The organism is Pseudoalteromonas sp. 2CM28B, from assembly GCF_023161935.1.
The window spans coordinates 1-26,611 of record NZ_JALNTH010000010.1 but is presented as its reverse complement, the minus strand read 5'-3'; the positions used below and the strand labels follow the sequence as shown (position 1 = coordinate 26,611).

27 protein-coding genes and 1 pseudogene are annotated in these 26,611 nt (G+C 40.1%); 14 read left to right on the top strand and 14 right to left on the bottom strand.

Annotated features, from left to right (window positions below; all coding sequences use genetic code 11):
* Positions 1 to 10 precede the first annotated feature (10 nt).
* The 9 genes from ptsN to MTN96_RS14870 all read right to left on the bottom strand — a co-directional run bounded on the left by ptsN (position 11) and on the right by MTN96_RS14870 (position 6,913).
* Positions 11 to 463, bottom strand: a complete 453-nt coding sequence (gene ptsN, locus MTN96_RS14910; protein ID WP_248532183.1) for a PTS IIA-like nitrogen regulatory protein PtsN — start codon at positions 461 to 463, stop codon at positions 11 to 13.
* Between the two features lie 4 nt (positions 464 to 467).
* Positions 468 to 755 carry a ribosome hibernation promoting factor gene (gene hpf, locus MTN96_RS14905; RefSeq protein WP_010390562.1) on the bottom strand — a complete coding sequence of 96 codons (288 nt, stop codon included), beginning with the start codon at positions 753 to 755 and terminating at the stop codon, positions 468 to 470.
* 26 nt (positions 756 to 781) lie between these two features.
* Positions 782 to 2,281 carry an RNA polymerase factor sigma-54 gene (locus MTN96_RS14900; RefSeq protein WP_036981216.1) on the bottom strand — a complete coding sequence of 500 codons (1,500 nt, stop codon included), beginning with the start codon at positions 2,279 to 2,281 and terminating at the stop codon, positions 782 to 784.
* Between the two features lie 334 nt (positions 2,282 to 2,615).
* Complete coding sequence (gene lptB / locus MTN96_RS14895; RefSeq protein ID WP_013463982.1) at positions 2,616 to 3,341, bottom strand: LPS export ABC transporter ATP-binding protein; 726 nt, start codon at positions 3,339 to 3,341, stop codon at positions 2,616 to 2,618.
* Positions 3,338 to 3,877, bottom strand: coding sequence for a lipopolysaccharide transport periplasmic protein LptA (lptA, locus tag MTN96_RS14890; RefSeq protein WP_036981218.1), 540 nt, complete (start codon positions 3,875 to 3,877; stop codon positions 3,338 to 3,340). The genes lptB and lptA overlap by 4 nt, the downstream gene beginning before the upstream one ends.
* Positions 3,867 to 4,421 (bottom strand): LPS export ABC transporter periplasmic protein LptC, encoded by a 555-nt coding sequence (gene lptC / locus MTN96_RS14885; RefSeq protein ID WP_036981221.1) that lies wholly within the window; start codon positions 4,419 to 4,421, stop codon positions 3,867 to 3,869. Before lptC ends, lptA begins: the two co-directional genes overlap by 11 nt.
* Positions 4,418 to 4,969, bottom strand: a complete 552-nt coding sequence (kdsC, locus tag MTN96_RS14880) for a 3-deoxy-manno-octulosonate-8-phosphatase KdsC (RefSeq protein ID WP_036981223.1) — start codon at positions 4,967 to 4,969, stop codon at positions 4,418 to 4,420. Before kdsC ends, lptC begins: the two co-directional genes overlap by 4 nt.
* Positions 4,970 to 5,941: a KpsF/GutQ family sugar-phosphate isomerase gene (locus MTN96_RS14875; protein ID WP_248532110.1), complete on the bottom strand. Its 972-nt coding sequence runs from the start codon at positions 5,939 to 5,941 to the stop codon at positions 4,970 to 4,972. It lies immediately after the preceding gene.
* A 3-nt stretch (positions 5,942 to 5,944) separates the two neighbouring features.
* Complete coding sequence (locus MTN96_RS14870) at positions 5,945 to 6,913, bottom strand: calcium/sodium antiporter (RefSeq protein ID WP_033104260.1); 969 nt, start codon at positions 6,911 to 6,913, stop codon at positions 5,945 to 5,947.
* Between the two features lie 266 nt (positions 6,914 to 7,179).
* Between MTN96_RS14870 and MTN96_RS14865 the strand changes: the two genes are divergently transcribed.
* From MTN96_RS14865 to murA, 7 genes are read left to right on the top strand one after another with little or no spacing between them, the layout of a single operon-like run.
* Positions 7,180 to 7,995: an ATP-binding cassette domain-containing protein gene (locus MTN96_RS14865; protein WP_013463988.1), complete on the top strand. Its 816-nt coding sequence runs from the start codon at positions 7,180 to 7,182 to the stop codon at positions 7,993 to 7,995.
* The gene (mlaE, locus tag MTN96_RS14860; protein ID WP_013463989.1) at positions 7,995 to 8,774 is read left to right on the top strand and encodes a lipid asymmetry maintenance ABC transporter permease subunit MlaE; all 780 of its coding nucleotides are present in this window, start codon (positions 7,995 to 7,997) and stop codon (positions 8,772 to 8,774) included. The genes MTN96_RS14865 and mlaE overlap by 1 nt, the downstream gene beginning before the upstream one ends.
* Positions 8,775 to 8,788: 14 nt before the next feature.
* Complete coding sequence (mlaD, locus tag MTN96_RS14855) at positions 8,789 to 9,337, top strand: outer membrane lipid asymmetry maintenance protein MlaD (RefSeq protein ID WP_069438865.1); 549 nt, start codon at positions 8,789 to 8,791, stop codon at positions 9,335 to 9,337.
* 5 nt (positions 9,338 to 9,342) lie between these two features.
* Positions 9,343 to 10,023 carry a phospholipid-binding protein MlaC gene (locus MTN96_RS14850; RefSeq protein ID WP_069438866.1) on the top strand — a complete coding sequence of 227 codons (681 nt, stop codon included), beginning with the start codon at positions 9,343 to 9,345 and terminating at the stop codon, positions 10,021 to 10,023.
* Entirely contained in the window at positions 10,016 to 10,309 is a 294-nt protein-coding gene (locus tag MTN96_RS14845) for a lipid asymmetry maintenance protein MlaB (RefSeq protein ID WP_008465119.1), read from the top strand. Before MTN96_RS14850 ends, MTN96_RS14845 begins: the two co-directional genes overlap by 8 nt.
* Positions 10,310 to 10,314: 5 nt before the next feature.
* Positions 10,315 to 10,572 (top strand): BolA family protein, encoded by a 258-nt coding sequence (locus MTN96_RS14840; RefSeq protein WP_007378312.1) that lies wholly within the window; start codon positions 10,315 to 10,317, stop codon positions 10,570 to 10,572.
* A 14-nt stretch (positions 10,573 to 10,586) separates the two neighbouring features.
* Positions 10,587 to 11,846 carry a UDP-N-acetylglucosamine 1-carboxyvinyltransferase gene (gene murA / locus MTN96_RS14835; RefSeq protein ID WP_036981232.1) on the top strand — a complete coding sequence of 420 codons (1,260 nt, stop codon included), beginning with the start codon at positions 10,587 to 10,589 and terminating at the stop codon, positions 11,844 to 11,846.
* A 275-nt stretch (positions 11,847 to 12,121) separates the two neighbouring features.
* Here the strand turns inward: murA and MTN96_RS14830 are convergent, their stop codons facing one another.
* From MTN96_RS14830 to MTN96_RS14820, 3 genes are all read right to left on the bottom strand, one after another.
* Positions 12,122 to 13,204, bottom strand: coding sequence for a trypsin-like peptidase domain-containing protein (locus tag MTN96_RS14830; protein ID WP_013463993.1), 1,083 nt, complete (start codon positions 13,202 to 13,204; stop codon positions 12,122 to 12,124).
* An 87-nt stretch (positions 13,205 to 13,291) separates the two neighbouring features.
* A complete protein-coding gene (locus MTN96_RS14825; protein WP_008465125.1) occupies positions 13,292 to 14,644 on the bottom strand; it encodes a Do family serine endopeptidase in 1,353 nt (450 codons plus the stop codon).
* Between the two features lie 131 nt (positions 14,645 to 14,775).
* Complete coding sequence (locus MTN96_RS14820) at positions 14,776 to 15,210, bottom strand: YhcB family protein (protein WP_036981235.1); 435 nt, start codon at positions 15,208 to 15,210, stop codon at positions 14,776 to 14,778.
* A gap of 133 nt (positions 15,211 to 15,343) precedes the next feature.
* Here MTN96_RS14820 and zapE point away from each other — a divergent pair, with 133 nt between their 5' ends.
* Entirely contained in the window at positions 15,344 to 16,432 is a 1,089-nt protein-coding gene (gene zapE, locus MTN96_RS14815) for a cell division protein ZapE (protein ID WP_010390581.1), read from the top strand.
* A gap of 159 nt (positions 16,433 to 16,591) precedes the next feature.
* On the opposite strand, the gene gorA is transcribed toward zapE, so the two are convergent.
* Positions 16,592 to 17,953 carry a glutathione-disulfide reductase gene (gene gorA, locus MTN96_RS14810; protein WP_036981238.1) on the bottom strand — a complete coding sequence of 454 codons (1,362 nt, stop codon included), beginning with the start codon at positions 17,951 to 17,953 and terminating at the stop codon, positions 16,592 to 16,594.
* Positions 17,954 to 18,201: 248 nt separating this feature from the next.
* On the opposite strand from gorA, the gene prlC reads away from it, so the two are divergent.
* The 6 genes and pseudogenes from prlC (at position 18,202) to MTN96_RS14780 (ending at position 25,327) form a co-directional block, all read left to right on the top strand.
* A complete protein-coding gene (prlC, locus tag MTN96_RS14805; RefSeq protein WP_248532108.1) occupies positions 18,202 to 20,253 on the top strand; it encodes an oligopeptidase A in 2,052 nt (683 codons plus the stop codon).
* Between the two features lie 162 nt (positions 20,254 to 20,415).
* A pseudogene (locus MTN96_RS14800) lies at positions 20,416 to 20,716 on the top strand (response regulator); the annotation flags it as partial.
* 144 nt (positions 20,717 to 20,860) lie between these two features.
* The gene (locus tag MTN96_RS14795) at positions 20,861 to 21,616 is read left to right on the top strand and encodes a class I SAM-dependent methyltransferase (RefSeq protein WP_036981241.1); all 756 of its coding nucleotides are present in this window, start codon (positions 20,861 to 20,863) and stop codon (positions 21,614 to 21,616) included.
* Between the two features lie 245 nt (positions 21,617 to 21,861).
* The gene (locus tag MTN96_RS14790) at positions 21,862 to 22,491 is read left to right on the top strand and encodes a TnsA endonuclease N-terminal domain-containing protein (RefSeq protein WP_182752307.1); all 630 of its coding nucleotides are present in this window, start codon (positions 21,862 to 21,864) and stop codon (positions 22,489 to 22,491) included.
* Positions 22,488 to 24,329 carry a Mu transposase C-terminal domain-containing protein gene (locus tag MTN96_RS14785; protein ID WP_248532107.1) on the top strand — a complete coding sequence of 614 codons (1,842 nt, stop codon included), beginning with the start codon at positions 22,488 to 22,490 and terminating at the stop codon, positions 24,327 to 24,329. The genes MTN96_RS14790 and MTN96_RS14785 overlap by 4 nt, the downstream gene beginning before the upstream one ends.
* Positions 24,326 to 25,327 (top strand): TniB family NTP-binding protein, encoded by a 1,002-nt coding sequence (locus MTN96_RS14780; RefSeq protein WP_248532105.1) that lies wholly within the window; start codon positions 24,326 to 24,328, stop codon positions 25,325 to 25,327. The genes MTN96_RS14785 and MTN96_RS14780 overlap by 4 nt, the downstream gene beginning before the upstream one ends.
* A 257-nt stretch (positions 25,328 to 25,584) precedes the next feature.
* Here the strand turns inward: MTN96_RS14780 and MTN96_RS14775 are convergent, their stop codons facing one another.
* Complete coding sequence (locus tag MTN96_RS14775; protein WP_248532104.1) at positions 25,585 to 26,436, bottom strand: DUF2971 domain-containing protein; 852 nt, start codon at positions 26,434 to 26,436, stop codon at positions 25,585 to 25,587.
* Between the last annotated feature and the right edge of the window lie 175 nt (positions 26,437 to 26,611).

Sequence of the window (26,611 nt, the reverse complement as noted above, 5' to 3'; positions counted from 1 at the left end):
TTCTTTATTACTACGATTGACTGACGATAACCTGATACAGTTCGCTATCCGATTTGGCGGCGCGTAACTGTTTACAAAATTCTTTATCATTGAGCTTTTCTGCTATCGTGGCTAGCGTCTTCAAATGCTGCTGATTATCGCCATCGGGAACAATTAACGCGACAAAAATGTCAACCGGTCGGTTATCAATCGCATCAAAATTAATAGCTGTTTCGCTCACTAAAATCAAAGCTAGGGGTTCTTGAGCACCACTCATGCGACCATGTGGAATAGCAATGCCTCGACCAATGCCTGTACTTCCAAGCTTTTCTCTTGCAGTTAATGCATTAAGAATATCTTGTTGTGTTAAATAGGGCAGCTTATTGTGAGCCAATTCACTGATAAATTCTAAAATTCTTTTTTTACTATTAAAAAGGACCGCAGCTTTACTGCAGTCCTGACAGATAAGTGAGCTTAGTTTCATAGTGTTAGTGTCGAGCAAGTTTCTCTTTGTGTTTAATTACTTGACGATCTAGCTTGTCAATGAGCGAGTCTATAGCGGCATACATATCTTGATGCTCAGTAGAAGCAAAAATCTCAGCGCCACTAACATGAACGGTTGCTTCAGCTTTTTGGTTTAGTTTTTCTACATCGAGAATAACGTGCACATTCGTTATGTGATCAGTGTGCCTCTGTAACTTCGAAAATTTGCTATTTACGTAGTCTCTAAGCGAGTCGGTAATATCTACATGACGACCAGTTAAATTCAGTTGCATAAACATTTTCCTCTTTGTTGTACGCCTTAAATCAAACTTTTACGTTGATTAGACGGGGGAATAGCTAGAGATTCGCGATATTTTGCTATAGTTCTCCTCGCTACTTTAATTCCTTGCTCTGCCAATATATCTGCAATTTTACTATCACTCAATGGTTTAGCTGAGTTTTCTGCAGCGATTAATTTTTTAATTAATGCTCGTATTGCTGTTGATGAGCATTCGCCACCATTTTCAGTACTTACATGGCTTGAAAAGAAATATTTAAGCTCAAAAATGCCACGTGGTGTGTGCATGTATTTTTGCGTAGTAACACGTGAAATAGTCGACTCGTGCATTTCCACCATTTCAGCCACATCGTTAAGTACCATAGGCTTCATCGCCTCAGGACCATGTTCAAAAAAGGCCTGTTGTTGCTGCACAATACAGTTAGTTACTTTAAGCAGCGTGTCGTTTCTACTTTCTAAGCTTTTTATAAACCATTTAGCCTCTTGTAAGTGCGAGCGAATAAACTGGCTATCACCACTTGATTTAACCGTACGCGACATAGCTGCATATTGGCTATTTACTCTGATCTTAGGCATGCTATCTGGGTTTAGTTCAACCACCCAACGGCCTTTTACTTTTTTAACCGACACGTCAGGAATAACGTACTCAGACTCTTCTCTGACAATAGTGTCTGCCGGTTTTGGGCTGAGCGTATGAATCAACGTCATGATTTCTTTAAGCTCATCTTCTTTAAGCTTTGTTTTTTTCATCAACGTGCGATAGTCACGCGCAGCCAGTAAATCAATATGATCGGTTAAGATCATTTTTGTTTCGTTTAAAAAAGGTGTGTCTTTATCAAATTGATTTAGCTGAATACACAAGCACTCTTGTAAACTACGCGCGGCTATTCCCACTGGATCAAATAGTTGAATACGCTTTAGTACCGCTTCTATTTCGTCAAGTTCAACTTCATCTTCGGCGTCGTTTTCTTGGTTAAAGCTTTCTAATATTTCTTCACAGCTAAGGGTTAGAATCCCTGAGTCGTCCACAGCTTCTACAATTGCAATAGCTATCGCTTCATCGGTAGGGCTAAACGGCGTCAGTTGAAGTTGCCACATTAAATACTCATGCAGCGTTTCAGTCGAAGAGCCTTGATAAATAGATTCATCTTCTGGCATTGGGCCCGATGAAGAGGCAGGCGCAGCACTCATATATTCATCCCAAGTAACATCCATAGCCATATCATCGCTAATGGTGTCTTTGGTCATTGCTTCGCCGCTATCTTGCTCATACTCGCTAGGTTTATCGTCAGCTGAGGCACTTAGCGTTAAGTCATCGTTATCGGCTTTTTGTTCGTTTTTACCTGCAGTGTCTTCGCTGTAATCGTGTTCTTCAACTTCAAGCAAGGGGTTGCTATCGAGCGCTTCTTGAATTTCTTGCTGGAGATCCAATGTACTGAGTTGCAATAAGCGAATTGCTTGTTGCAATTGTGGAGTCATTGTAAGTTGCTGGCCCATGCGCAGCTGTAATGATTGCCTCATGTATCTCTAACAATCCTTTTAAATTACGGTCTGTTGACCTTTACGATTAAAATTTGTTCAAACCAGGGGCGGTTTAATTGCGGCGCGAGGTTTGTAACCTAGTGGGCTAAGTCAAAACCGAGCAACAAAGAGTAAATCGTCCCTAGGCAGAACCCGAAGGGCAGCGCCTGTTTGGCATTGATGCTGCGTTATCGCCTATTTATGGGGAAATACCACACCACATAGGCTCTGCCTTGCCTAAATACCAAACAGACTGCTGCAAATTCAACCTTGATAGGTCAACAGACCTAAGTATGATTAATCTTAGCAGATGCTTAGTGGAATAACACACATATTAGAGCTTGAACTGCTCGCCCAAATAAACATCGCGTACTGTTTTATCGTTTAATACGTATTCAGGAGTGCCTGATGCAATTAACTCCCCATGAGAAACTATGTAGGCTTTTTCACAAACATCAAGTGTTTCGCGCACGTTATGATCTGTAATAAGGACGCCAATGCCACGGTTTTTAAGATGCTCTATAATCTTTTTAATATCTAATACTGAGATAGGATCAACCCCCGCAAAGGGTTCGTCTAAAAGGATAAATTTAGGGTTTGCTGCAAGCGCGCGAGCAATTTCAACGCGGCGACGTTCACCACCTGATAAAGCCATACCTTGACTATCGCGGATATGCTGAATGCTAAATTCATCAAGTAAATTATTTAAAGTATCTTCGCGTTGTTGTTTATTTAATTCTTTACGTGTTTCTAAGATAGCCATTAAGTTTTGATAAACAGTCAGCTTTCTAAAAATAGACGACTCTTGCGGTAAATAACCAATCCCTAAACGCGCTCGGCTGTGCATCGGTAATAAAGTAATATCTTTATCATCAATTGATATTTTGCCTTTATCGCTAGGTACAAGGCCTACAATCATATAAAAGGTGGTGGTTTTACCTGCACCATTAGGGCCAAGTAACCCCACAATACTGCCAGCTTCAACCTCTAGGCCAACGTTTTTCACCACTTCACGACCTTTGTAGCTTTTAGCTAATAGCTCTGCTTTTAATGTGCTCATGGTTGGCCTTTATCATCTTCTTTTTTATTTTCAACAGGCACTAAAATAGTGTGTACACGGTCTGTTGAGTTTTCGTCTTTTTCTGCGCTAATTAACTGCTGCTCGATATCGTAAGTGATACTTTTAGCTGTTATTTTTTGACCTGCTTGAGCAATGCTTGCATCGCCGATTAAGGTTAAAAAACGCAGCGACACATCGTAACGCACTTCATTAGCACTGGCGCTCATTATGGTGCCATCAGCTTGTGTTTCTTCAAAATATGCAGGGCTGCCTGTGGCAATTAATAACTGTTTGTTATCGCCTAGGTTATCGCGTTTATGCACTTCTAAACGGTCAGCTGTGATACGGCGATTACCATGAATAATTTCAACATTTTTCTCAAAAATGCCTACGTTTTCTTTTAATTGGCCTTCTTGTTTATCTGCACTAATTGAAATTTGATTCGCAGCGGGGGCTTCAGCAGGTTCAGCGCCATTACTGTTAAAAGCAATTAATAGTGAGGGAACAATTAAAATTTTAAATAGGTTATTGGTCATAATATAGGGTTCGCGTATGGTTAATAAGTTTAATCACCTCGGTTTTTAAATCGGCCTCAAGGCCTTTACCTGTGATTTTTAAATTAGGTCCTGTAATAACGACAGGCTGCTGTGATTGCATGGTTAATAGTTTTATATCAACATTGATGGTCTGGGCGGTGATCGTATCGATCATGGCGTTATCTACTAAGTTTTGAGCGGTTACATTACCCTCTAACACCAGTTGACGGTCGTCGTAGAGGGTGGCTTCATCGGCGTTAATACGCCATGTTTGCTGCTCGTTGTATAAAGTGAATATAGGCTTTTCAAAAAAGGTAAAACCGAGTTGTTGATACAACTCCATTTTTACCGCAGTTACCTTATGGCTCACTTTACCTTGTTCATCATAAGCCGTTTGTTTTAGCTCAATAGCGGTATAATCAGGCTTAGCAATAACTTGTGTTTCTTCGCTTGCAGTAATATCAACCTTAGTAAAATAAGGATACCAGAGCCAAACCATACAGCTTATGAATAAAACGCTCAGTATAATGCGCGCTACATTCATGAACTCGTTCCTTGGCTAGTCAGTGGCTTGCTATTTTCGAGCATAAGTAAGTCTGTCAGCTCTCTTACCGCACCAAAACCGCCGGGTAGTTGGGTTACATAATGTGATAAACGTTTAATAAGTGGATGAGCATCGTTTACGGCAACCGCAAAACCGACTTGCTCCATTACTGGCATGTCTGGGCCATCATCACCTATATAAGCAATTTGATCATCGCTAAGCGCTAATTTTTGTTTTAATTCTTGATAGGCTATAAGTTTGTCTTCTTGGCCTTGATATATATGTTGTACGGTTAAACTGCTCATACGTTGCTGCACTATATGAGAATGGCGCCCGGTGATCACAGCGACTTCAAAACCGCTGTTAATCAGGGCTTTGATACCAAATCCGTCTTTGGTGTTAAATGCTTTGAGTTCTTCACCTTGGTTTCCAAGGTAAATACGCCCATCAGAAAATACACCATCAATATCACAAATTAATAGCTTTACTTTTTTTGCGCGCGCCTTTGCATCATCACTTAGCGGTTGATAGAGATCTTCAAATTGCATTTATAGCACTCCCGCTTTAAGTAAGTCTTGCATATTTAGTGCGCCAATCGGTTGATTATGCTCATTAATTACAATTAAGCCATTAATACGTTTTTGTTCCATAATATTTAACGCTTCAGCCGCGAGCATGTCTTGTGTGGCTGTTGTGCATGATTTAGTCATCACAACATTAATTTCTGTGCTATGAATGTCAATACGTTGCTCTAAAATACGGCGTAAATCGCCATCGGTAAACAGGCCTGATAATTGCTGGTCAATATCAACAATAGCGGTCATGCCGAGTCCTTTGGCCGACATTTCAATTAAGGCATCTTTAATCGTTTGCGTCTCGTTAATGATAGGCGTATCAGCACCACTGTGCATAACATCTTTAAGAGTTAAGAGTAATCGCTTGCCTAAGCTACCACCAGGGTGCGATAGTGCAAAATCATCAGCAGTAAAGCCACGTGCTTCTAATAATGCCACCGCCATGGCATCACCCATAGCGAGTGTGGCAGTGGTACTTGCAGTAGGTGCTAAGCCCAATGAGCAGGCTTCTTGTTCAACTTTAATACACACATGCACATTTGCCAATGTTGCCATGGTTGAGCCTTGGTTGCCTGTCATGGCAATCATTTTGGCACCAATGCGCTTTAATACCGGAATAATATTAAGTACTTCGCTGGTTTCACCAGAGTTTGAAATGAGGATAACCACATCATTTGCTGTGATCATTCCTAAATCACCATGGCTTGCTTCACCTGGGTGAACAAAAAATGCGGGGCTGCCGGTACTGGCAAGAGTGGCGGCTATTTTGTTACCAATATGACCTGATTTACCCATGCCAATAACAATAATACGACCTGAGCAGTCATACATTAATTGACAGGCTTGGTTAAAGCTTTCATTAACGTATTGTGTAATATCGCTGAGTGCTTGGCGTTCAATCTCTAGAACACGTAACCCTTGTTGAATAAAGTTTAGCGTTGCCATGGGCTATCCTACTTGACTAAAAATATAACCTTGGTAAATCATAAATGCGACGATGAGCAAGCCACCTTCTATTCTATTGATACGTCTTTGACCTCTAAAGTTCAATGACATAGCAATTAGCGCCAAGGTTGCGCCAATCATAATAATAACATCACGGTTAGCTACCGAAGCATCGATAACCGATGGATTAATTAATCCTGCCAGCGGTAATACCGCTAAAATATTAAAAATATTCGAACCAACTATGTTACCCAGCGCTAAGTCATCTTCATTTTTAAGTACACCTGCAATTGAAGCTGCAAGTTCAGGTAAGCTGGTGCCTATAGCAATAATGGTCAAACCAATAACTAAGTCACTTAAGCCAAAATATTTTGCGATATCAACGGCTGAGCCAACTAAAAAGTGTGAACTAACCGGCAGTAAAATCATACCCACTACCAGCCAAAAAACAGCTTTTTTGGTTGGTACGTTGTCAGGTACTTCGTCACAGGCTTCGCTCACAAACGGATCGTCTTGGTTTTTAGCTCGCAGTGAGACAAAAATAAGTCCGCCAATAAAAACAACAAAGCCAAATAATAAGGCTGCACCTTCAAAAAATGAAAAATAGTTATCTGAAAAAATATACCAAGTTGCAATGGAGACCAGCAGTACCAGTGGAATTTCACGTTTTAACGTACTTGAAGATACTGATAAGGGTCTTAAAAGGGCAGTAATACCTAAAACTAATAAGATGTTAGTGATGTTTGAACCAACTGCATTACCCACGGCAGTATCGGTTTTATTTGCCAAAGCTGCTGAAGCCGATACCATCATTTCAGGCGCTGAAGAGCCCATAGCTACCACGGTTAAACCTACAATTAGCGTTGGCACGCCAAAGTTTTTAGCCAGTGCTGCTGCACCATAAACAAACCTGTCTGCACTCCATACGAGAGCCGCAAAACCAAGAATTAAAATGACAAACGAGGTAACCATTATGATAAGCCAATTAATGTAAATTCAGATAGTGCGAATAGTAACAAAAGCCACCATAAAAGTATAAATAAAAGAATAAGGTGTAATACATTAGGCGGTTATTTTAAGTATTCTTTGGCGCTTTTTATATGCAATTTTAAGCCAAAGTTAAGGCTGCTTGAATCAACCTTATAACTCTTTTTGCGACACTATTACAAAATCTTACGAATTGTTTTTTCCATATTGGTTAAAAAACCCTTAAAATAGAAATATGAGAGAGTATTGTTATGGAGAGCGACTTGTCGCAATCAATAGTAGAAGTCAAGGATGTTACCTTTTCTAGAGGCGATAGGGTCATATATAAAAATATGAGCTTTGACGTACCTGAGGGTAAAATTACTGCCATTATGGGGCCAAGCGGAATTGGCAAAACCACGATGCTACGCCTAATAGGTGGCCAGCTTAAACCAGACTCCGGTGATATTTTATTTAAAAACGACAGCATTGTCGCTATGTCGCGCAAAGAACTCTACGCGGCACGTAAACGCATGAGTATGTTATTTCAAAGCGGTGCCTTATTTACTGATATGTCGGTGTTCGATAACATTGCATTCCCCATTCGAGAGCACACGCAGCTCAGTGAAGATTTAATCCGTTTAGTGGTATTAATGAAACTACAAGCTGTTGGCTTACGTGGTGCTAAAGATTTAATGCCTTCAGAGTTATCTGGCGGTATGGCACGTCGTGCAGCTTTGGCTCGCTCTATAGCGCTTGATCCTGAACTTATTATGTATGATGAGCCTTTTGCAGGACAAGATCCTATTTCAATGGGGGTTTTAGTTAAGCTGATCAAATCTTTAAACGAAGTACTTGGCTTATCTTCTTTAATTGTCACGCACGATGTGACAGAAGTAATGAGTATTGCCGACCACGTTATTATTATTGCTGATCAAGGCGTTATAGGCAGTGGTACACCAGAGCAGATGCGAGAACACGAATCACCACTTGTTCAACAGTTTTTAAAAGGGTTATCAGATGGTCCAGTGCCATTTCATTATCCAGCACAAACCTATGCAGATGAACTGTTAGGAGAGCAGCAGTAATGTTGGATTTACTACAAAAAATAGGCCATAAAACGCTGGGCCGTTTTGCTGCACTGGGGCGTTCAACCCAAATGCTGGCAAGTGCGTTATGGCATGTACCCAATTTTAAAAAAGGCACGCCCTTACTCGTGCGCCAATTATATATGGTTGGCTCACAGTCATTATTGATCATTGTTGTATCAGGATTGTTTATCGGCATGGTATTGGCTCTGCAAGGCTATACTGTTTTAGTTGATTATGGCGCTGAAGACAGTCTAGGGCCTCTAGTGGCACTTAGTTTATTACGTGAGCTTGGACCTGTAGTAACCGCGTTATTATTTGCCGGTAGGGCAGGCAGTGCGTTAACCGCTGAAATTGGCTTAATGAAAGCCACCGAACAGTTATCGTCACTTGAGATGATGGCCATTGACCCGCTTAGACGAATTATAGCGCCGCGGTTTTGGGCTGGTTTGATCAGTATGCCAATGTTGGCACTTATTTTTTCTGCTGTAGCTATTATTGGTGCTCATTTAGTGGGGGTTGATTGGCTAGGCGTTGATACGGGAAGTTTCTGGTCAATTATGCAATCTCAGGTGTCGTTTGAAAAAGACATACTAAACGGTTTAATTAAAAGTATCGTATTTGCGATTGTTGTTACCTGGATTGCACTTTACAAAGGGTATGACTGTGTTCCCACATCAGAGGGGATCAGCAAGGCAACAACAGAGACAGTGGTGCACTCATCACTAGCGGTATTAGGTTTTGACTTTATTTTGACAGCGGTAATGTTTACCAGCTAATAGGGTATTAAATAATGAATTCACGGAAATTAGAAATTTTAGTTGGTTTTTTTGTAGCATTGGGCATTTTGGCATTTTCAATGTTGGCGCTCAAAGTGGCTAATTCGGGTATTAGCGGCTCAGGTGAAACCTACACATTGAACGCCAAGTTTGAAAATATAGGATCATTAAAAACACGTGCACCCATTAAGGTGGGCGGCGTTGTTATTGGTCGTGTAGAGTCAATTTATGTGCATCCTCAAGAGTTTTTACCAGTAGTAAATATGAGCATTGATGCGCAGTATTTGTGTCGTTTTTCAGACACTAGTTCCATCTCTATCTTAACCTCGGGTATTTTAGGTGAACAATATTTAGGGATTCACCCCGTTATCGCATCAGATTCAGCTAAACAGCGATGCTTAGGCGAAGATGTAGCGAACAGCGAACAAGATCAAGCCATTGACGATTTATTTGGTGTTCAAAGTAAAGCATTAGCTAACGGCGATTCTATTACAGATACCAAGTCAGCATTGGTACTAGAAGAATTAATAGGCCAGTTTTTATTCAACCAAGGTAGTGAGTAATTATTATGTTGAAAACATTTTTAGCAAGTATCGCATTAGTAACTGTCACGCTAGTACAAAGTGTACATGCCGGTGAGGTGAAATTGGCTGATCCTAATAAAATGGTACGTCAGGTTGCTGATAATACCTTTGAACGTATTACCAAAGACCAGCCGTTAATAACCGCTAATAAAGAGCATTTACGGGTCATCGTTGAAGAAGAACTGATGCCTTACATTGACTACAAATATGCTGCACTGAGAGTGTTAGGTAGCGAAGTATCTAAGGTACGCGCCATTACCGACAAAGCAGAAAAAGCAAAAGCAATTGAAGATATTCAGCGTTTTATTGGCGCGTTTAGAGAGTACCTTGTTGCCACTTATGCTGGCGTTTTTACCCAGTATACTAATCAACAAGTTGAATTTGCTGCCGAGCAGCCCTTTAAAGGCAAAGATGTGGTGGTGATAAAAACCAAAATTGTAGAAGCCGGTAAGCCTGATATTAAAATTGATTTTAAAGTACGTGAAGATAGAAGTGGCGAATGGCGCGCTTACGATATGATTGCTGAAGGCATTAGCTTACTTGATGCAAAACAAAGTGAGTTTCAGGGCATTTTACGCCAACAAGGTATTGACCACGTTAGCGACCTGTTAGAGCAAAAAAGTAAGTTACCGGTTCAGTTTAGAGGCAGTGACACAAATGACTAAATTGGCAATCAGCCAAGTCGATGAACAGCATCTACGAGTCAGTGGTGAATTGACTCATAATTCAATTGGCAATGAACGGCTTCTGAATACCAAGCGACAAACTGAGCATAAAACCCTTTATTTTGACCTAAGTGAGGTGACAAGGGTTGACACAGCCGGCTTAGCTTGGTTAATTCACTCTTTTACAGAATTTAAGCAGCAAGGCATTCGCCTTGAATTGCAAAACCCACCTGAACAACTGCAAAACCTTATGCAGTTAGGCCAGGTTACAACCCTATTTGAGTGAGAGTTATGGAAACGAGTCAAGTCGAAACATTATTACGCGACGAACTTCAGTTAGCTGAAGTACATGTAAAAGCCAATGGCAGTCATTATGAAGTAATCGCTGTCGGTGAATGCTTTGACGGATTAAGTCGTGTTAAAAAGCAACAGCTAGTATATGGGCCATTAATGAACACCATTTCAGACGGTACCATTCATGCTGTTTCTATCCGCGCTTTTACTCCGACAGAGTGGAAACGTGAGCAAAAATTTATTTTACCGCAATAAATAAGGCCCCTTAAATGGATCAATTTGTAATTCAAGGTGGCACTTCACTGGCTGGTGAAGTAACTATTTCTGGCGCTAAAAACGCAGCTCTTCCGATTCTATTTGCAGCTTTATTAGCTGATGGTAAAAGTACTTTTACTAACGTACCACATCTTCGCGATATCATCACGACCGAAGCCTTACTGAAAACGTTAGGCGCTGATGTTCAGTGGCAGGGCGATTCACTCATTATTGATGGTGCAACGGTAAATAGCACGTTAGCGCCTTATGACTTAGTGAAGCAAATGCGTGCGTCAGTGCTTGCACTTGGCCCTTTAGTCGCTCGATTTGGTGAGGCACAAGTATCCTTACCTGGTGGCTGTGCTATTGGTGCGCGCCCGGTTGATATTCATATTCAAGGCTTAGAGCGTATGGGCGCTCAAATAACCGTTGAAAACGGTTATATTAATGCCAAAGTAGATGGTCGCTTAAAAGGCGCTGAAGTTTTCATGGAAATGATCAGCGTAGGTGCTACTGAAAACTTACTGATGGCGGCAACGCTCGCCGAGGGTAAAACAGTACTGGAAAATGCTGCCCGCGAGCCAGAAATTATCGATTTAGCCAATTGCTTAATTGCTATGGGGGCTAAAATCAGTGGTGCGGGCTCAAGCCGTATTGAGATTGAAGGAGTTGAGCGTTTATCAGGTTGTGAACACCGCATATTACCGGATCGTATTGAAACAGGTACCTTTTTAGTGGCTGCAGCGATGGCTGGCGGAGAAGTACTATGTAAAATGACCGACTTTCACTCACTTGAGCCTGTAATAGAAAAACTACGTGCAACCAATGCGTTATTAGAAGTGCACGATGACAGTATTTATCTAGACATGCGAGGCCGAGAGCTTAAAGCGGTGAATATTAAAACTATGCCTCATCCTGGTTTTCCAACCGATATGCAAGCGCAGTTTACCGCATTAAATGTGGTGGCTAATGGTAGTGCGACTATTACCGAAACTATTTTTGAAAATCGTTTTATGCATGTGCCTGAGCTACAACGTATGGGCGCTAATATTCGCTTAGAAGGCAATACGGCCTTTTGTGGTGAAACAAAAAGCTTATCGGGTGCGCAAGTAATGGCAACTGACCTTCGTGCATCAGCGAGTCTTATTCTAACGGGGATTGTGGCTCAAGGCGAAACGATTGTTGATCGTATTTATCATGTAGATAGAGGCTATCAGCGTATTGAAGATAAGCTTAGTGCGCTAGGTGCTAACATCAAACGCAAAAGCAATTAGTTATACTAATACGTAACCTGAACTCTGGATAATAAATCTATCTCAAGCAGCTATTTTCAGCGCTAACTGCGTTGAATTTACTTGCAATAGGCTAGCTATTGACGCGTAATTTCGCCTTGTTTTCACTGGAAATCTCTGGCTAGAGAAAAATAAACATAAATATCATTTTTTGATTCAATACGTTAGTAAATCTCTTAACCAGAGTTCAGGTTACATAAAAACGCGATGATCTATCGCGTTTTTTTATGTCTAATGCCAAAGTATAAATAAGCGCTTTATAGCTTGGTTTCAAGCTCTGCTACTTTCACCATTATTTTTTGTATTTCACCGTTACGGTAAAGCTCAAATTCAATTTCTTTCCCCGGTTCGGTACTGCCTATTTTTTTCAATACATTTTGTGGATTAGCCACTGAAAGCCCAGCAATTTTAATCACAATATCTTGCTCTTCTATACCCGCCTGCCATGCAGGACCTAAAGGGTCTAGGTTGGTAATACGCATGCCTGCAACAGGCGTTAAGCTATCATTGACCTCTTTGCCTGTACTGTCTACAGCTGTGCCTTCAAAGCCCAAATAGCCGCGTACAACACGACCATGGCGTATAAGCTTACCCATTACCTCTTTTGCCAAGGTGTAAGGCACCGCAAAAAAGATCCCTTGTATATTTAAGTTTTCACGGGTTTTAAACTGGGCAGAGGTGATCCCTACTAAATCGCCATTAGAATTTACCAGTGCACCACCAGAGTTACCTACGTTAATAGCAGCGTCCATTTGCAGTAAGTTATTGTAAGGACTGTCGGTAATTTTTTGTTTACCGGTGGCGCTAATGATCCCCTGAGTAATGGTTTGCCCTAAGTTAAGTGGGTTTCCGATGGCTAACACCAAATCGCCTACACTCGAACTGTAGTTATCATTAACAGGGATAACTGGCAGGTGATTGGCATTTATTTTTAATAATGCTAAGTCGGTAATAGTATCAAATCCAATGAGTTGCACATCAAAAAAACGTCTGCCGTCAGTAAGAATAACCAGTATTTGATCGGCATTATTGATCACATGGTAATTAGTCAAAATATAACCGTCAGGTGACATGATCACCCCAGAACCAAGCTCTTGCACCGTATTTTGGCGTTTATAGCGTGGCTCTTTGGAAATGCTTTCTGAAAAAATGGTGACAACCGATGGCGCTGCGCGCTTAACTGCATCAGAAAAGCTCAAATGACTTGCAGTCATTGCACTAGGTAGCGGCACATTAGGTAGCAATGCAGTGCGCATGTTAGGGCTAAAAAAAACCACTAAAAAAGCAATGCCTAAACCGGCAAATAGAGGAGGAAGTACAAATTTTAGAAGTTTTAGCACGGTATTCTTATTGTTAGTGAGCAATCCCTTTATGATGGCACAAAAAAAATAACAGCGGCAAGTGCCGCTGTTACTTTTATTGTATTATTACTGAATTAATACAAAAATAGACTCACGTCCGCGTTTCACACCTAACACAATATTACCTTGAATATCTTCGATAATTTTGTTCATGTCGCGAATGCTTTCTACTCGTTGACGGTTTACTTGCACAATAACATCGCCTTCTTCAAGGCCTACTCGTGCTGATGGCGAACGAGGGTCGACAGAGGTCACCTCAATCCCTTTCATTTTGTTCTTCTTCACGTTTTCCAGTGTTGCACCTTGGAATGCTGGGTGTAACTCTTCGCCCGCAGCGGTAATGCCTGATGCACCATCTAGGGTTACTTCCACATTTTTAACTTTACCGTCACGGTAAATCCCCAATTGTACTTCGCGGCCTTCACCTAAGGTGGCAATTTTACTGCGTAGTTCATGGAAGCCACTAATTTCGCTACCATTAATACTAATAATCACATCGCCTGCTTTAATACCGGCTTTGCTGGCTGCGGTGTCATCCATTACCTGCATAACATAAGCCCCCTGTTTAACATCAAGCTGCTGTGCTTTAGCAAGACCTGCATCAAGAGGACGGCCTGAAATACCTAACGAACCACGGCGTACTTCACCATGCTCTACAATTTGATCAACTAGGTTTTTCATCATATTTGACGGAATAGCAAAGCCAATCCCCACATTTCCGCCTGATGCACCTAAAATAGCGGTATTAATACCAATCAGCTCACCGTTTAAATTAACTAAAGCCCCACCTGAGTTACCTTGGTTTATCGCGGCATCGGTTTGAATGAAATCTTCGTAACCCTCAATATTTAAGCCACTGCGGCCTAATGCGCTAACAATACCTGAGGTAACCGTGTGGCTTAAACCAAAAGGGTTACCAATTGCGACGGCAAAATCACCGACACGTAAATCATCTGAGTTAGCTAGCTTTACTGCGGTTAATTCATCTGCGTCTATTTGTAGTAGCGCAATATCAGACTCTTTATCGCTACCAATTTTTGTTGCTTCATATTCGCGGCCATCCTCAAGAGTGACCACCATTTTTTCAGCGTCTTGCACGACATGATTGTTAGTAACCACATAACCTTTGTCAGCATCAATAATAACTCCAGAGCCTAAACCACTAAACTGGCGCTTTTGGCTACGTGGCTGCGGGTTGCCAAAAAAGAAATCGAGTGGGTCACCGCGTCGGCGAACCTCTTTAGAGCCTGAAACCTGAATACTCACTACACCTGGGGTAATTTGCTCAAGCATAGGGGCAAGTGTTGGTAATTGTTGACCATTAACGGCAACCGGCAACTTAGCAAACGAGGCGGTTGGACTTAGTAATAAGCTAGTAGATAAAATAGCAGCACTGATAAGTGATAATTTCATTTTCATAGTCAGGGTTTACTCCACTTAAAAAGCAAAAGGCTGCAATAAGCAGCCTCAAAAAAGTATCAAAGCTGTATACCTAGCTCACACATGGTTAGGTATATTACTTAAAGACTATGGGGTCAAAAAAAAGTTCATCAAGATGCTTTAGAAGTATTCATATCACCTGCAAATAAACCTGACTTACCCGACACATAATCCGCTGGTTGGGCATCGGCGTTTGAGCGGTCAGAACTACGTTCTTTTAATGACGCTTGTAACTGTTCTGTGGTTTCTTTTGAGAAAAACGGTTCAGCAGGGGCTTTATTTCTGTCCTCAAGTAACAGTTGATTAGTTTCTTCAACATGACTTAATAACTGGTCGTAGTTTTCTTTCATTTTGTTTACTAACTTACCAGTGTTCGCTAAATGGTCGGCAACATCTTGACGATACTGCTCAAGCGAATGCTTAGCTTGCTCTACTTGTTGCTCTAACTCATCTTGTTTAAATTGTTTTTTAGTGACAAAGGCACCAACGAAAAATGCAGCAATAGCAACCACTATCACTAAACCTACCCATGTAAATGTACCCATAAATTCACCTCTATGCGAAAATAACTAAAAAAATTTAGTTCAATAATAATTCATATTAAGTCTAATATACCCTGAGTATTGATGCGTGTTAATATGCTTTACAAATTAAACTGTGTTTTAACTGTAAATAGATATGACTCCTTGGCAAACATACCAGCAAGACCTTCAACGCGATGACTTTGTACATGACGCAGCACAAGAAAATGCAGTTCGTCATTTACAGCGCTTATACGACGATTTAACACAAGCAAAACCACAATCTAAAGGTTTTTTTGCAAAGCTTTTTAATAAAGCAGAGCCAGCTCCTATTAAAGGTTTATACTTTTGGGGTGGCGTAGGCCGTGGTAAAACTTACCTTGTTGATACTTTTTACGAAGCGTTACCGGGTGATAGAAAAATGCGAGTGCATTTTCACCGTTTTATGCACCGAGTACACGATGAACTTAAAAAGTTAAATAACACTGCCAACCCTTTAGAAACAGTTGCCGATATTTTCAAAGCAGAAACAGACATAATTTGCTTTGATGAATTTTTTGTTCAAGACATTACCGATGCCATGTTGCTCGGTGGTTTAATGGAAGCGCTATTTGCTCGCGGTATTGTATTAGTTGCAACCTCTAATATTGTACCTGATGATTTATATCGCAATGGCTTACAGCGAGCCCGTTTTTTACCGGCTATTGCCTTAGTGAATAAGCATACTGAAATAGTTAATGTAGATTCAGGCGTTGATTACCGATTACGTACACTGGAACAAGCAGAAATTTTTCACAGCCCGCTTGATGAACAAGCCGATAAAAACCTATTCGAATATTTTGACAAGCTCTCGCCAGAAGTCGGTAAACTAGATACCCCAATTGAAATCGAAGGGCGGATGATCAAAACCCGCAAGGTGTCTGACTGCATCGTTATGTTTGAATTTAGCGAACTGTGTGAAACTGCCCGTAGCCAAGTGGATTACATGGAAATAAGCCGATTATATAACACGGTGATTTTATCTAATGTAAAACAGTTAGGGCAAAATAATGATGACGCAGCAAGGCGCTTTATTGCGTTGGTAGATGAATTTTATGAGCGTAATGTAACGTTAATTATCTCTGCAGAAAAACCCATTACCGAGCTCTATACACAAGGCAATTTAAACTTTGAATTTAAACGCTGTATTAGTCGCCTGCAAGAAATGCAATCGTTAGAGTATTTAGCCCGAGAGCATTTAGCTTAAAGTGCGAAGGTTAGCGGGCGACGGGCTACGAGTCGAGATTACGTAGCAGCGAGTTTATCTCGCGTAAATTTGGTCATTTAAAAATAAAAAACCTTGCGATGTTAACCACAAGGTTTTTTTATTTTTCGAACCTCGAACCTCGAACCTCGAACCTCAAGCTTATCTCATAGTAACAAACTCTTCCGACCCCGTAGGGTGTAGTGCAACCACGGCATCAAAATCAGCTTTAGTGGCGCCCATTTTCATAGCGACTGCAAAACCCTGAATCATTTCATCAACGGTAAAACCAATACCGTGTAAGCCCACAACTTTTTCATCATCGCCTGCACATACTAACATCATATTACAGGCTTGGCGGTGCTGAGTAACGGCGGTGTACATGGCCGCAAAGCTTGATTTATATACTTTTACATTTTCGCCGCCGTACTGAGAAATCGCTTCTTGCTCAGTTAGACCAATGGTGCCGATAGGTGGGTGGCTAAATACTACGGTTGGTACTAGGCTGTAATCCATTTTTAAATCGTTCGGCAATTCTTTATTAAATAAACGCTCCGATAGAGTACGACCCGCTTTAACAGCAACCGGTGTAAGCTCAATACCATTTTCGATAATATCACCCACAGCGTATACATTTTCAGCTGTGGTGTTTTGGTATTCATCTACTTTTACATAACCGCTTTCGTTTACTTCTACGCCTGCTGCAGCAAGGTTAATTTTATCGGTTGTTGGCGTGCGGCCTATAGCCCAAATAACCTGATCAACATTTTCGCTGTAACCATTCTCAAAATGAATCGTTAAGCTGCCATCAGCCTCTTTTACCACTTCTTTTGGTGAACACTCAGTGTGCAGTGTTGGGCCTTCTTTTGCCATAATATCAACCAGTGTGTCGATAATGTATGGGTCAAAGGTACGCAGTGGCTTGCTCTTACGAACAAATAAGTGAGTTTGTGTACCTAAGCTGTGCAGTACACCGGCAATTTCTACGGCAATATAACCGGCACCAACAACAGCAACACGTTTAGGTTGTTCGTTCAGCTCAAAAAAGCCGTTTGAATCAATACCGTGTTCAGCACCTGGAATGTTAGGAATAGTAGGGCGTCCGCCTACGGCAACTAAAATGTGATCAGCAGTGTAATGCTCACCATTTACTTCAACGGTTTTACTATCCACAAATTTTGCAAAGCCTTTGATCACAGTTACGCCATTTTTAGCTAAACCATTATCATAGCCTTTGTGAATGCGGCCAATATAGGCTTCACGGCTTTCTACTAGCTTTGACCAGTCAAAACCTTTAACTTCAACATCAAAACCGTAATCAGGAGCATAAAGATTAATTGCTTCAGCAACTTGAGCACCATGCCACATTACTTTTTTAGGAACACACCCTACGTTTACGCAGGTGCCACCCATGTGTTTAGCTTCAATTAATGCTACTTTTGCGCCACGCATTGCTGCACGGTTAGCTGATGCAATACCACCACTACCGCCACCAATTGCAATGTAATCAAAATGCTGAGCCATGTTTAATCCTCTAAATGTATTTAACAATGTTTTACCGATAATATCATATGCGATGAACAAGTCACTTGTTCGGGGCTGCTAAAATCTATCAAACATCCTTTATCAAACGAAAGATATGCTATTTCAGATCAAGCGGCTAGGTGAACATTTGCAGATACACACTCGTTAATTAGTAAAGCAGGTTTGCCCTTGTATTTACGTATTTTGCCCCAACTTCATTTTTATATTTGCATAAACTGAGAATGACTATGAGCAATGCACAAACAAATCCCCTTATTGGGCTTGAAGGACTTCCTCCTTTTTCAAAAATAAAGCCTGAACATGTAGTACCGGCATTAAAAAAAGGTATTGAGCACTGTCGCAGTGAGATTGAAAGCGTACTAGCAAAGCAATCTTTCACTTGGAATGATTTAGTACTAACGCTTGAAGAAGCCGACGATAAACTATCGCGATTATTTTCACCGGTATCACATTTAAATTCAGTAATGAACAACGATGAACTGCGCGAAGCTTACGAGCAATGTTTGCCGCTTATTTCTGAATATTCTACTTTTGTTGGCCAACACCAAGGTTTATATGAGGCTTACAGCGCGCTTTATAACAGTGATGAATTTAAAACACTCACTACTGCCCAGCAAAAAACCATTACCAACGCATTGCGCGACTTTAAGCTTTCAGGCATTGCATTAAATCCTGAGCAGCAAAAACGCTACGGTGAAATTAGTGCGCGTTTATCAGAGCTTGCTTCAAAATTTGGTAATAATGTGATGGATGCCACGCTTGCATGGCATAAGCATATTACCGATGAAAGCCAACTAGCGGGTTTACCAGAATCAGCACTGGCATTAGCGGCCGATACGGCAAAAAGTAAAGACTTAGAAGGCTGGGTATTCACTCTCGATTTCCCTTCTTACTTACCTATAATGACTTACGCAGACGACCGTGAACTTCGCAAAGAAACATACACCGCGTTTTCTACTCGTGCATCCGATCAAGGGCCAAATGCGGGTGAGTTCGATAACTCAGCTATAATGAGTGAAGAACTGGCACTGCGTCATGAGTTAGCACAATTACTAGGCTTTAATAATTACGCCGAAAAATCGTTAGCTACAAAAATGGCAGAATCACCTGCGCAGGTATTTTCATTTTTAGAAGATTTAGCCGCTAAATCTAAGCCACAAGCAGAGCAAGAGCTTAAAGAGTTGCAACAATATGCAGAGCAACAGCACGGTATTAGTGAACTACAGGCGTGGGATTTTGGTTATTACAGTGAAAAACTAAAGCAAGAAAAGTACGCGATTTCAGATGAAGTTCTTCGCCCATACTTCCCAGCAAATAAAGTACTAAGTGGCTTATTTGAAACGGTTAATCGCCTATTTGGTATTACTGTAAATGAAGTTGCTGATTTTGATAGCTACCATAAAGATGTACGTTTTTTTGAAATTTACGATAGCAATAACACTTTACGTGGTCGTTTTTACTTAGATTTGTATGCGCGCGATCACAAGCGTGGTGGTGCGTGGATGGATGACTGTATGGGTCGTAAAGTGCGCGCTAATGGTGAACTTCAAACACCAGTTGCTTACCTGGTGTGTAATTTTAATAAAGCGATTGGCGATAAGCCTGCTTTGTTTACCCATAATGAAGTAACCACACTGTTTCATGAGTTTGGTCACGGCATTCATCATATGCTTACCCAAGTGGATGCAGCCCCCGTTGCCGGTATTAATGGTGTAGCATGGGATGCCGTTGAATTGCCAAGTCAGTTTTTAGAAAACTGGTGTTACGAAGAAGAAGCGCTTAGCTTTATCTCAGGTCACTTCGAAACCGGTGAGCCACTACCAAAAGAGTTGCTTGATAAACTACTTGCGGCTAAAAATTATAACTCAGGTATGCAAATGTTAAGACAACTTGAGTTCTCGTTATTTGATTTTAAAATCCACCACGATTACGTGGCAGACAAACCATGTAACATTCAAGCTGTGCTTGATGATGTACGCAGTCGTACCTCAGTCATTAAGCCGCCAGCGTTTAATCGTTTTCAGCATGGCTTTAGTCATATTTTTGCGGGCGGTTATAGTGCAGGTTATTACTCGTACAAATGGGCTGAAGTACTTTCGGCAGACGCCTATTCTAAATTTGAAGAAGAGGGGATTTTTAATCCACAAACAGGCCAAGCGTTTATGCAGCACATTCTTGAAAAAGGCGGCAGTGAAGAGCCAATGGCACTGTTTAAAAACTTCCGTGGTCGTGAGCCAAGTGTAGACGCACTACTACGCCACAGTGGCATTGCCGCTTAGGGTCTGTTGACCTTTGCGGATTAAAATATAATTACAAAAGCGCCCCAGTGGCGCTTTTTTATTGCCTAAAACACAGTGTTGTTAAAGAATATTTTGAATAAGTTTTAGTAGTTTCAACATAGCGCACTATGCTTTGAACGAAGTACTAAAAGGGACTAACGCATGGCAAAGTTAATACTGGCAATTTCGATAAATTAATGCACCATATTATTGAAGAGTCTTTAGCTGGGTTTTGTAAAGTGCTCCATGCCAAAATGGTGAAGATGGCATAAGACAAGCAAACAAGTATAACCCTGATATTATTTTGCTTGATGTTGAAATGCCGGGTATGTCTGGTTATGAAGTGTGTCAAAGCACCAAAAAAAATAAAGCCACAACAGACATTCCGGTAATGTTTTTATCATCCAAAGTGGGGCAGGCTGAACGTATTAAAGGGTTTAGTGTTGGCGGGGCTGACTACATTTACAACTAAGTAAACAACAAGCGAAGCCAGAATCTGAGAGTGAAAATAACGATATTGAGTTGTTTTAAACTATACACCTTGCGAACTTCGTATATTGCTGCTGTTTGGGTATAATAGCGGTGAAATTTATCATCGGAGTGTGAAGTGGTTATACAGTGTGCGTTTAAAGAGTGTCGGCCATATTTGAATGAGTTAGAAACACGCTTTGGGCTTGCTCAATGGGCAGAGCAAAGCAGTGGCTTTAGTTTGCATTACGATGATAAAGGGCTAAGCCTATATAAAACTGATGAGCCTAAACTAGGTGCAATTAACGTAGACTTTGTAACTGGTGCCGTTGCACATAGGCGTAAATTTGGTGGTGGTAAAGGGCAATCAATTGCTAAAGCCGTTGGTCTTAATAAGGGCGCAACGCCAGTGGTACTCGATGCAACCGCAGGGCTTGGACGTGATGGTTTTGTTTTAGCCTCGCTAGGCTGTAAAGTGATTTTGCATGAGCGCCACCCCGTGGTTGCCGCGCTGTTATATGACGGTTTACAACGTGCTTATAACGATAGTGAAATTGGCCTATGGATGCAGCAAAATATGAGCTTAATATTTGGCTCAAGCCATACCTTACTTGCTCAATGTGACAGCGTGCCCGATGTAGTGTATTTAGATCCTATGTTTCCGCACCGTGAAAAATCAGCATTGGTTAAAAAAGAAATGCGGGTATTCCAAGAGTTAGTGGGTGGTGATACCGACGCCGATGATTTACTCGAGTTTGCCTACCCTCTTGCCAGCAAACGTGTGGTGGTTAAACGCCCCGATTACGCACCATTTTTAAATGATAAAACCCCAAGCATGCAAATCAAAACGAAAAAGAACCGCTTTGATGTATATGTAAAAGCCGCGATGGTTTAGGTTAAAGGTTAAAGGTTAAAGGTTAAAGTTGTCGCTGATGTCGCTGAAACCATAGTCTGACATAATACAACCATACTATGACATAATTAAACCATACTTTGACATAAATCCTCTTATTAAAAATTATACTAAAAATAAATATCATTATAATCAATCGCTTACACATAAGTTGAGCCATAGTGTGACATACTGGATTTTTATTTGTATAGTGTGTGTACTAAAATAATAAAAATAAATATTTACTTATGTATATACGCAACTTAAGAAAGCCTTCTCCTAATAAAAATGTATTCAAATTTGCGAGCACTAAAGTTAGTAGTGTAGTTATGTGTGAGAGCACATTAGAGTTTGATGCATGTTTTCATCATGAATATAACGACTTGATAGAGAGTTTTGGCAGTCAGCCTGAAGGCTTTAAATATGAGTTTATGGGTAAAAGCTTACCTTATACACCAGATGCACTGATTTCATATACAGATAAAACTCAAAAATACCACGAATATAAGCCCTATTCTAAAATTGCTTCTCCACTATTTAGAGCTGAATTTGCGGCTAAAAGGGCTGCATCATTAAAAATGGGAATTGATCTTATTTTAGTGACTGATAGGCAAATTAGGGTAAACCCAATATTAAACAACTTAAAACTATTACATCGCTACTCAGGTGTTTATGGTATCAGTAGCATTCAAAATGAGTTGCTCAGTTTTATTCATAAATCAGGGGTAATTAAGTTAAATGATATAAGCTCTCAGATTGGTTTACCAATTGGTAAAACACGCTCCTTTATATTTGGGTTAATGCATAAAGGATTGGTTAAGGCTGATCTAGGGTGTGATGATTTAACTAATAATCCAACATTATGGGCTACACCATGACTGACTTTTTTAATGAATTTGATGAATCACTAGCGCCATTAAAACCACAAACGCCCACTCAATACGTCAAATTAGATGATGCTAACTTAATCAAGCGTGATTTGGATACCTTTACAGATACCTTTAAGAATCAAGCGCTACAAAGATATAAGATAATTAGCTCTATAGATAAAAAGCTTTCACGTGGCTGGACTCAAAAAAATTTAGATCCTATTTTAGACGAACTTTTTAAAGAGAATACACAAGATAGGCCAAATTGGCGGACTGTTGCTCGTTGGCGTAAAAAGTATATCGAAAGCAACGGGGATATTGCCTCCCTTGCTGATAAAAACCATAAAATGGGAAATAGAACCAAGCGTATAACAGGGGATGATAAGTTTTTTGATAAAGCTTTAGAGCGATTTTTAGATGCTAAAAGGCCTACTGTTGCAACAGCATACCAGTACTACAAAGACTTAATTATTATTGAAAATGAGCATATTGTTGAAGGCAAAGTTCCAATAATATCCTACAGTGCTTTTAATCAAAGAATCAAAGCAATCCCTCCATATGCGGTTGCGGTGGCAAGGCATGGTAAATTTAAAGCAGATCAATGGTTTGCTTACTGTGCTGCTCATGTACCTCCTACAAGAATACTAGAGCGGGTAGAGATTGATCATACTCCACTTGATTTAATTCTACTTGATGATGAGTTACTTATCCCTATAGGAAGACCTTATCTAACATTACTTATTGATGTATTTAGTGGTTGTGTTCTTGGTTTTCATCTTAGTTATAAATCTCCTTCGTACGTATCTGCTGCTAAGGCTATTACTCATGCAATTAAGCCAAAATCACTTGATGGTCTGAATATAGAACTACAAAATGTTTGGCCCTGCTTTGGTAAATTTGAAAATTTAGTTGTAGATAATGGTGCTGAGTTTTGGTCTAAAAACTTAGAGCATGCTTGTCAGTCAGCAGGAATAAATATCCAATATAACCCCGTACGCAAGCCTTGGTTAAAACCGTTTATAGAGCGGTTTTTTGGCGTGATTAATGAATATTTCTTACCAGAATTACCAGGAAAAACATTTTCAAATATTTTAGAAAAAGAAGAATATAAACCTGAGAAAGATGCAATTATGCGTTTCTCAACGTTTGTTGAAGAATTTCACCGTTGGATCGTGGATGTATACCATCAAGATAATAATTCGCGTGAAACTCGTATCCCAATCAAGCAGTGGCAACGAGGATATGATGTCTATCCTCCTTTAACTATGAGTGAAGATGATGAAGCGCGTTTTGATATGTTAATGCGCATCTCAGACTCAAGAACATTAACGAGAAATGGGTTTAAATATCAAGAGTTAATGTATGACTCAACAGCTTTGGCTGATTATCGTAAACATTATCCGCAAACAAAAGAAACTATAAAAAAACTGATTAAAGTTGATCCTGATGATATTTCAAAAATTTATGTTTACTTAGAAGAGCTGGAAAGCTACCTAGAAGTACCGTGTACAGACCCTACCGGTTATACGGACGGGTTAAGTATCTATGAGCATAAAACAATAAAAAAAATTAATAGAGAAATGATTAGGGAATCTAAAGATAGTCTGGGCTTAGCTAAAGCTCGCATGGCTATTCATGAGCGAGTAAAACAAGAGCAAGAAGCTTTGATTGAATCAAAAACTAAAGCAAAAATAACAACTGTCAAAAAGCAAGCTCAAATAGCTGATGTAAGCAATACAGGAACGGGCACTATTAAGGTTTCTGAAAAAAGTGCAGCCCCTGTGCAAAAAAATATAAGTAACGATATTTTTGATGATTGGGATGATGACTTAGAGGCATTTGAATGAATGCCTTAACAGAATTACAGATCGGACAGTTGCGCAACTTTAGCGATTGCATCGTTATGCATACTCAAATTAAAACAATTTTTAATGACTTTGATGAATTAAGATTAAACCGTAAATTTCAGTCAGACCAACAGTGTATGCTATTAATTGGTGATACAGGCGTAGGAAAAAGCCATACCATTAATCAATACAAAAAAAGAGTTCTAGCTACACAGAATTATAGCCGAAACACTATGCCAGTCTTAATAAGTCGTATATCTAGGGGGAAAGGCTTAGATGCTACTTTAATTCAAATGCTGGCAGATCTGGAGCTATTTGGAAGTAGTCAAATTCAAAAGCGAGGCTACAAAACAGACCTTACTAAAAAGCTTGTAGAAAGCTTAATTAAAGCTCAAGTTGAGTTACTCATCATTAATGAGTTTCAGGAGTTAATAGAGTTTAAAAGCATACAAGAGCGGCAACAAATCGCAAATGGGTTAAAGTTTATTAGTGAAGAAGCCAAAGTGCCAATAGTACTGGTTGGTATGCCTTGGGCTGCAACAATAGCTGAAGAACCACAATGGGCTTCTCGCTTAGTTAGAAAAAGAAAACTTGAATACTTTAGCTTAAAAAATGATAGCAAGTACTTTCGTCAATATTTAATGGGCCTAGCGAAACAAATGCCATTTGATGAGCCGCCTAAGCTTGAAAGTAAAAATACCACAATAGCGTTGTTTGCTGCATGTCGGGGTGAGAATCGAGCTCTTAAACATCTACTGTTGGAGGCTTTAAAATTAGCATTGAGTTGTAACGAGTATCTTGAAAATAAACATTTTATTACTGCTTATGAAAAGTTCGACTTTTTTAATGACAAAGAGTCACTGGAGTTAAAAAACCCTTTTGAACAAGATGCTAAAGATATTGTTATTTATGAAGTAATTAAAAGCTCATCTTACAACCCTAATGCATTAGATCCTGAACATATGCTCACAGGTCGTAAATTCGCAATACTAAAGTAAGCTGTACTAGCCTAAGGTCTATTAAGGTGCTGGAAAACAGGAAAAGCTTATGATGAATCAAAATATTTAAAAGCACTAAAAGAGAAAGGTTCTCCTCTTTTAGTGATAGAAAAAGCTTGTTGAGTGCCTCAGGGCGTGATGCGGATATTGATAACGCTCCGCTTATGGGCAATAACACGTGGGCTAAAATTTGGAGCGAAGCGACTGAGCCCACGTGTTATTGTCCCAGGGAGCTTGCGACCGACTACAGCGGTTTGTTATGCATTTATTCTCTCGAAACCAAATTTGTATTCACTACGATGTAATTTAACTAAAAAGAGTTTCAGATTACTATTAGCTACCGCGAAAGTCACAATGCTTTGCTTTAACCAATTGGGCGCATTTTCTGAGACATATATTGCATTTATGGCATCTGAGGAGTATTCATGTTTTCCTGCGGCAGTAGAAAGAAACCTTACTTCGTTTTCGTAAAACCAGCTCTGCTCTTTTTTTGTAAATGCATCGATAATCTCAAACGAACTATCTTTACTGTCATCGATAGTCGATTGCATAAAAGTTTTCATATTTACAACGGGTAGTTTACCGTCAGTGGCATACGCAACTTGGGAAGTGCCAAGTTCACATTCCATGTTAGTTTCTATGCTCTCTTTCAGCTTTTCAAAATCAAACTCTATACAAAAGCCTTTGAAACCATTCGTATAATGGGACCACATGAGCATGTTATTTAATGGCGCAGGAAATTCATGCTGATCCTTCGCTAAGGAAAGAGAAAATATTTTGAAATCATTCTTATGCTCCTCATAGTAGCTATTTATTATCTCAGCAGTTTTTTTGTCCACATACTCAGAAAAACTATCGCCTTGGCATTCTTGTCGAACTTTCGAAGCCTCTTTCTCTGGGGTTATTTCTTTTTTAGGTTCCTTTGAATAGACAGCGGCTAAATATTTTTCTCTGAAATCATCGTCAATATTTTCATTTGACAGTGCAGCAAAGCCTTCATAAGGATCATTTAAAGCTGACAACCCAGCAAACCAGACATAGCTATCGAAAAGAGCATCAAGGTCATTAGCGTTTCCGGCTCTAAATTTAAAAACTCTATGATTTCTCATTAAACCTCAAAATTCTGATTAAATGCATAACATTTTAGTATTTATGCGACACGCTGTTTGTGTTGCATAATCGCTTGTTGGACTGAGCCGCTACCTGCTCGGTGTGTCAGAGTTGGTGTTGTTTATGCTATGGGAATTTGCTTTTTGGAGGCTCTCACTTTCCTAGCTGATTTAA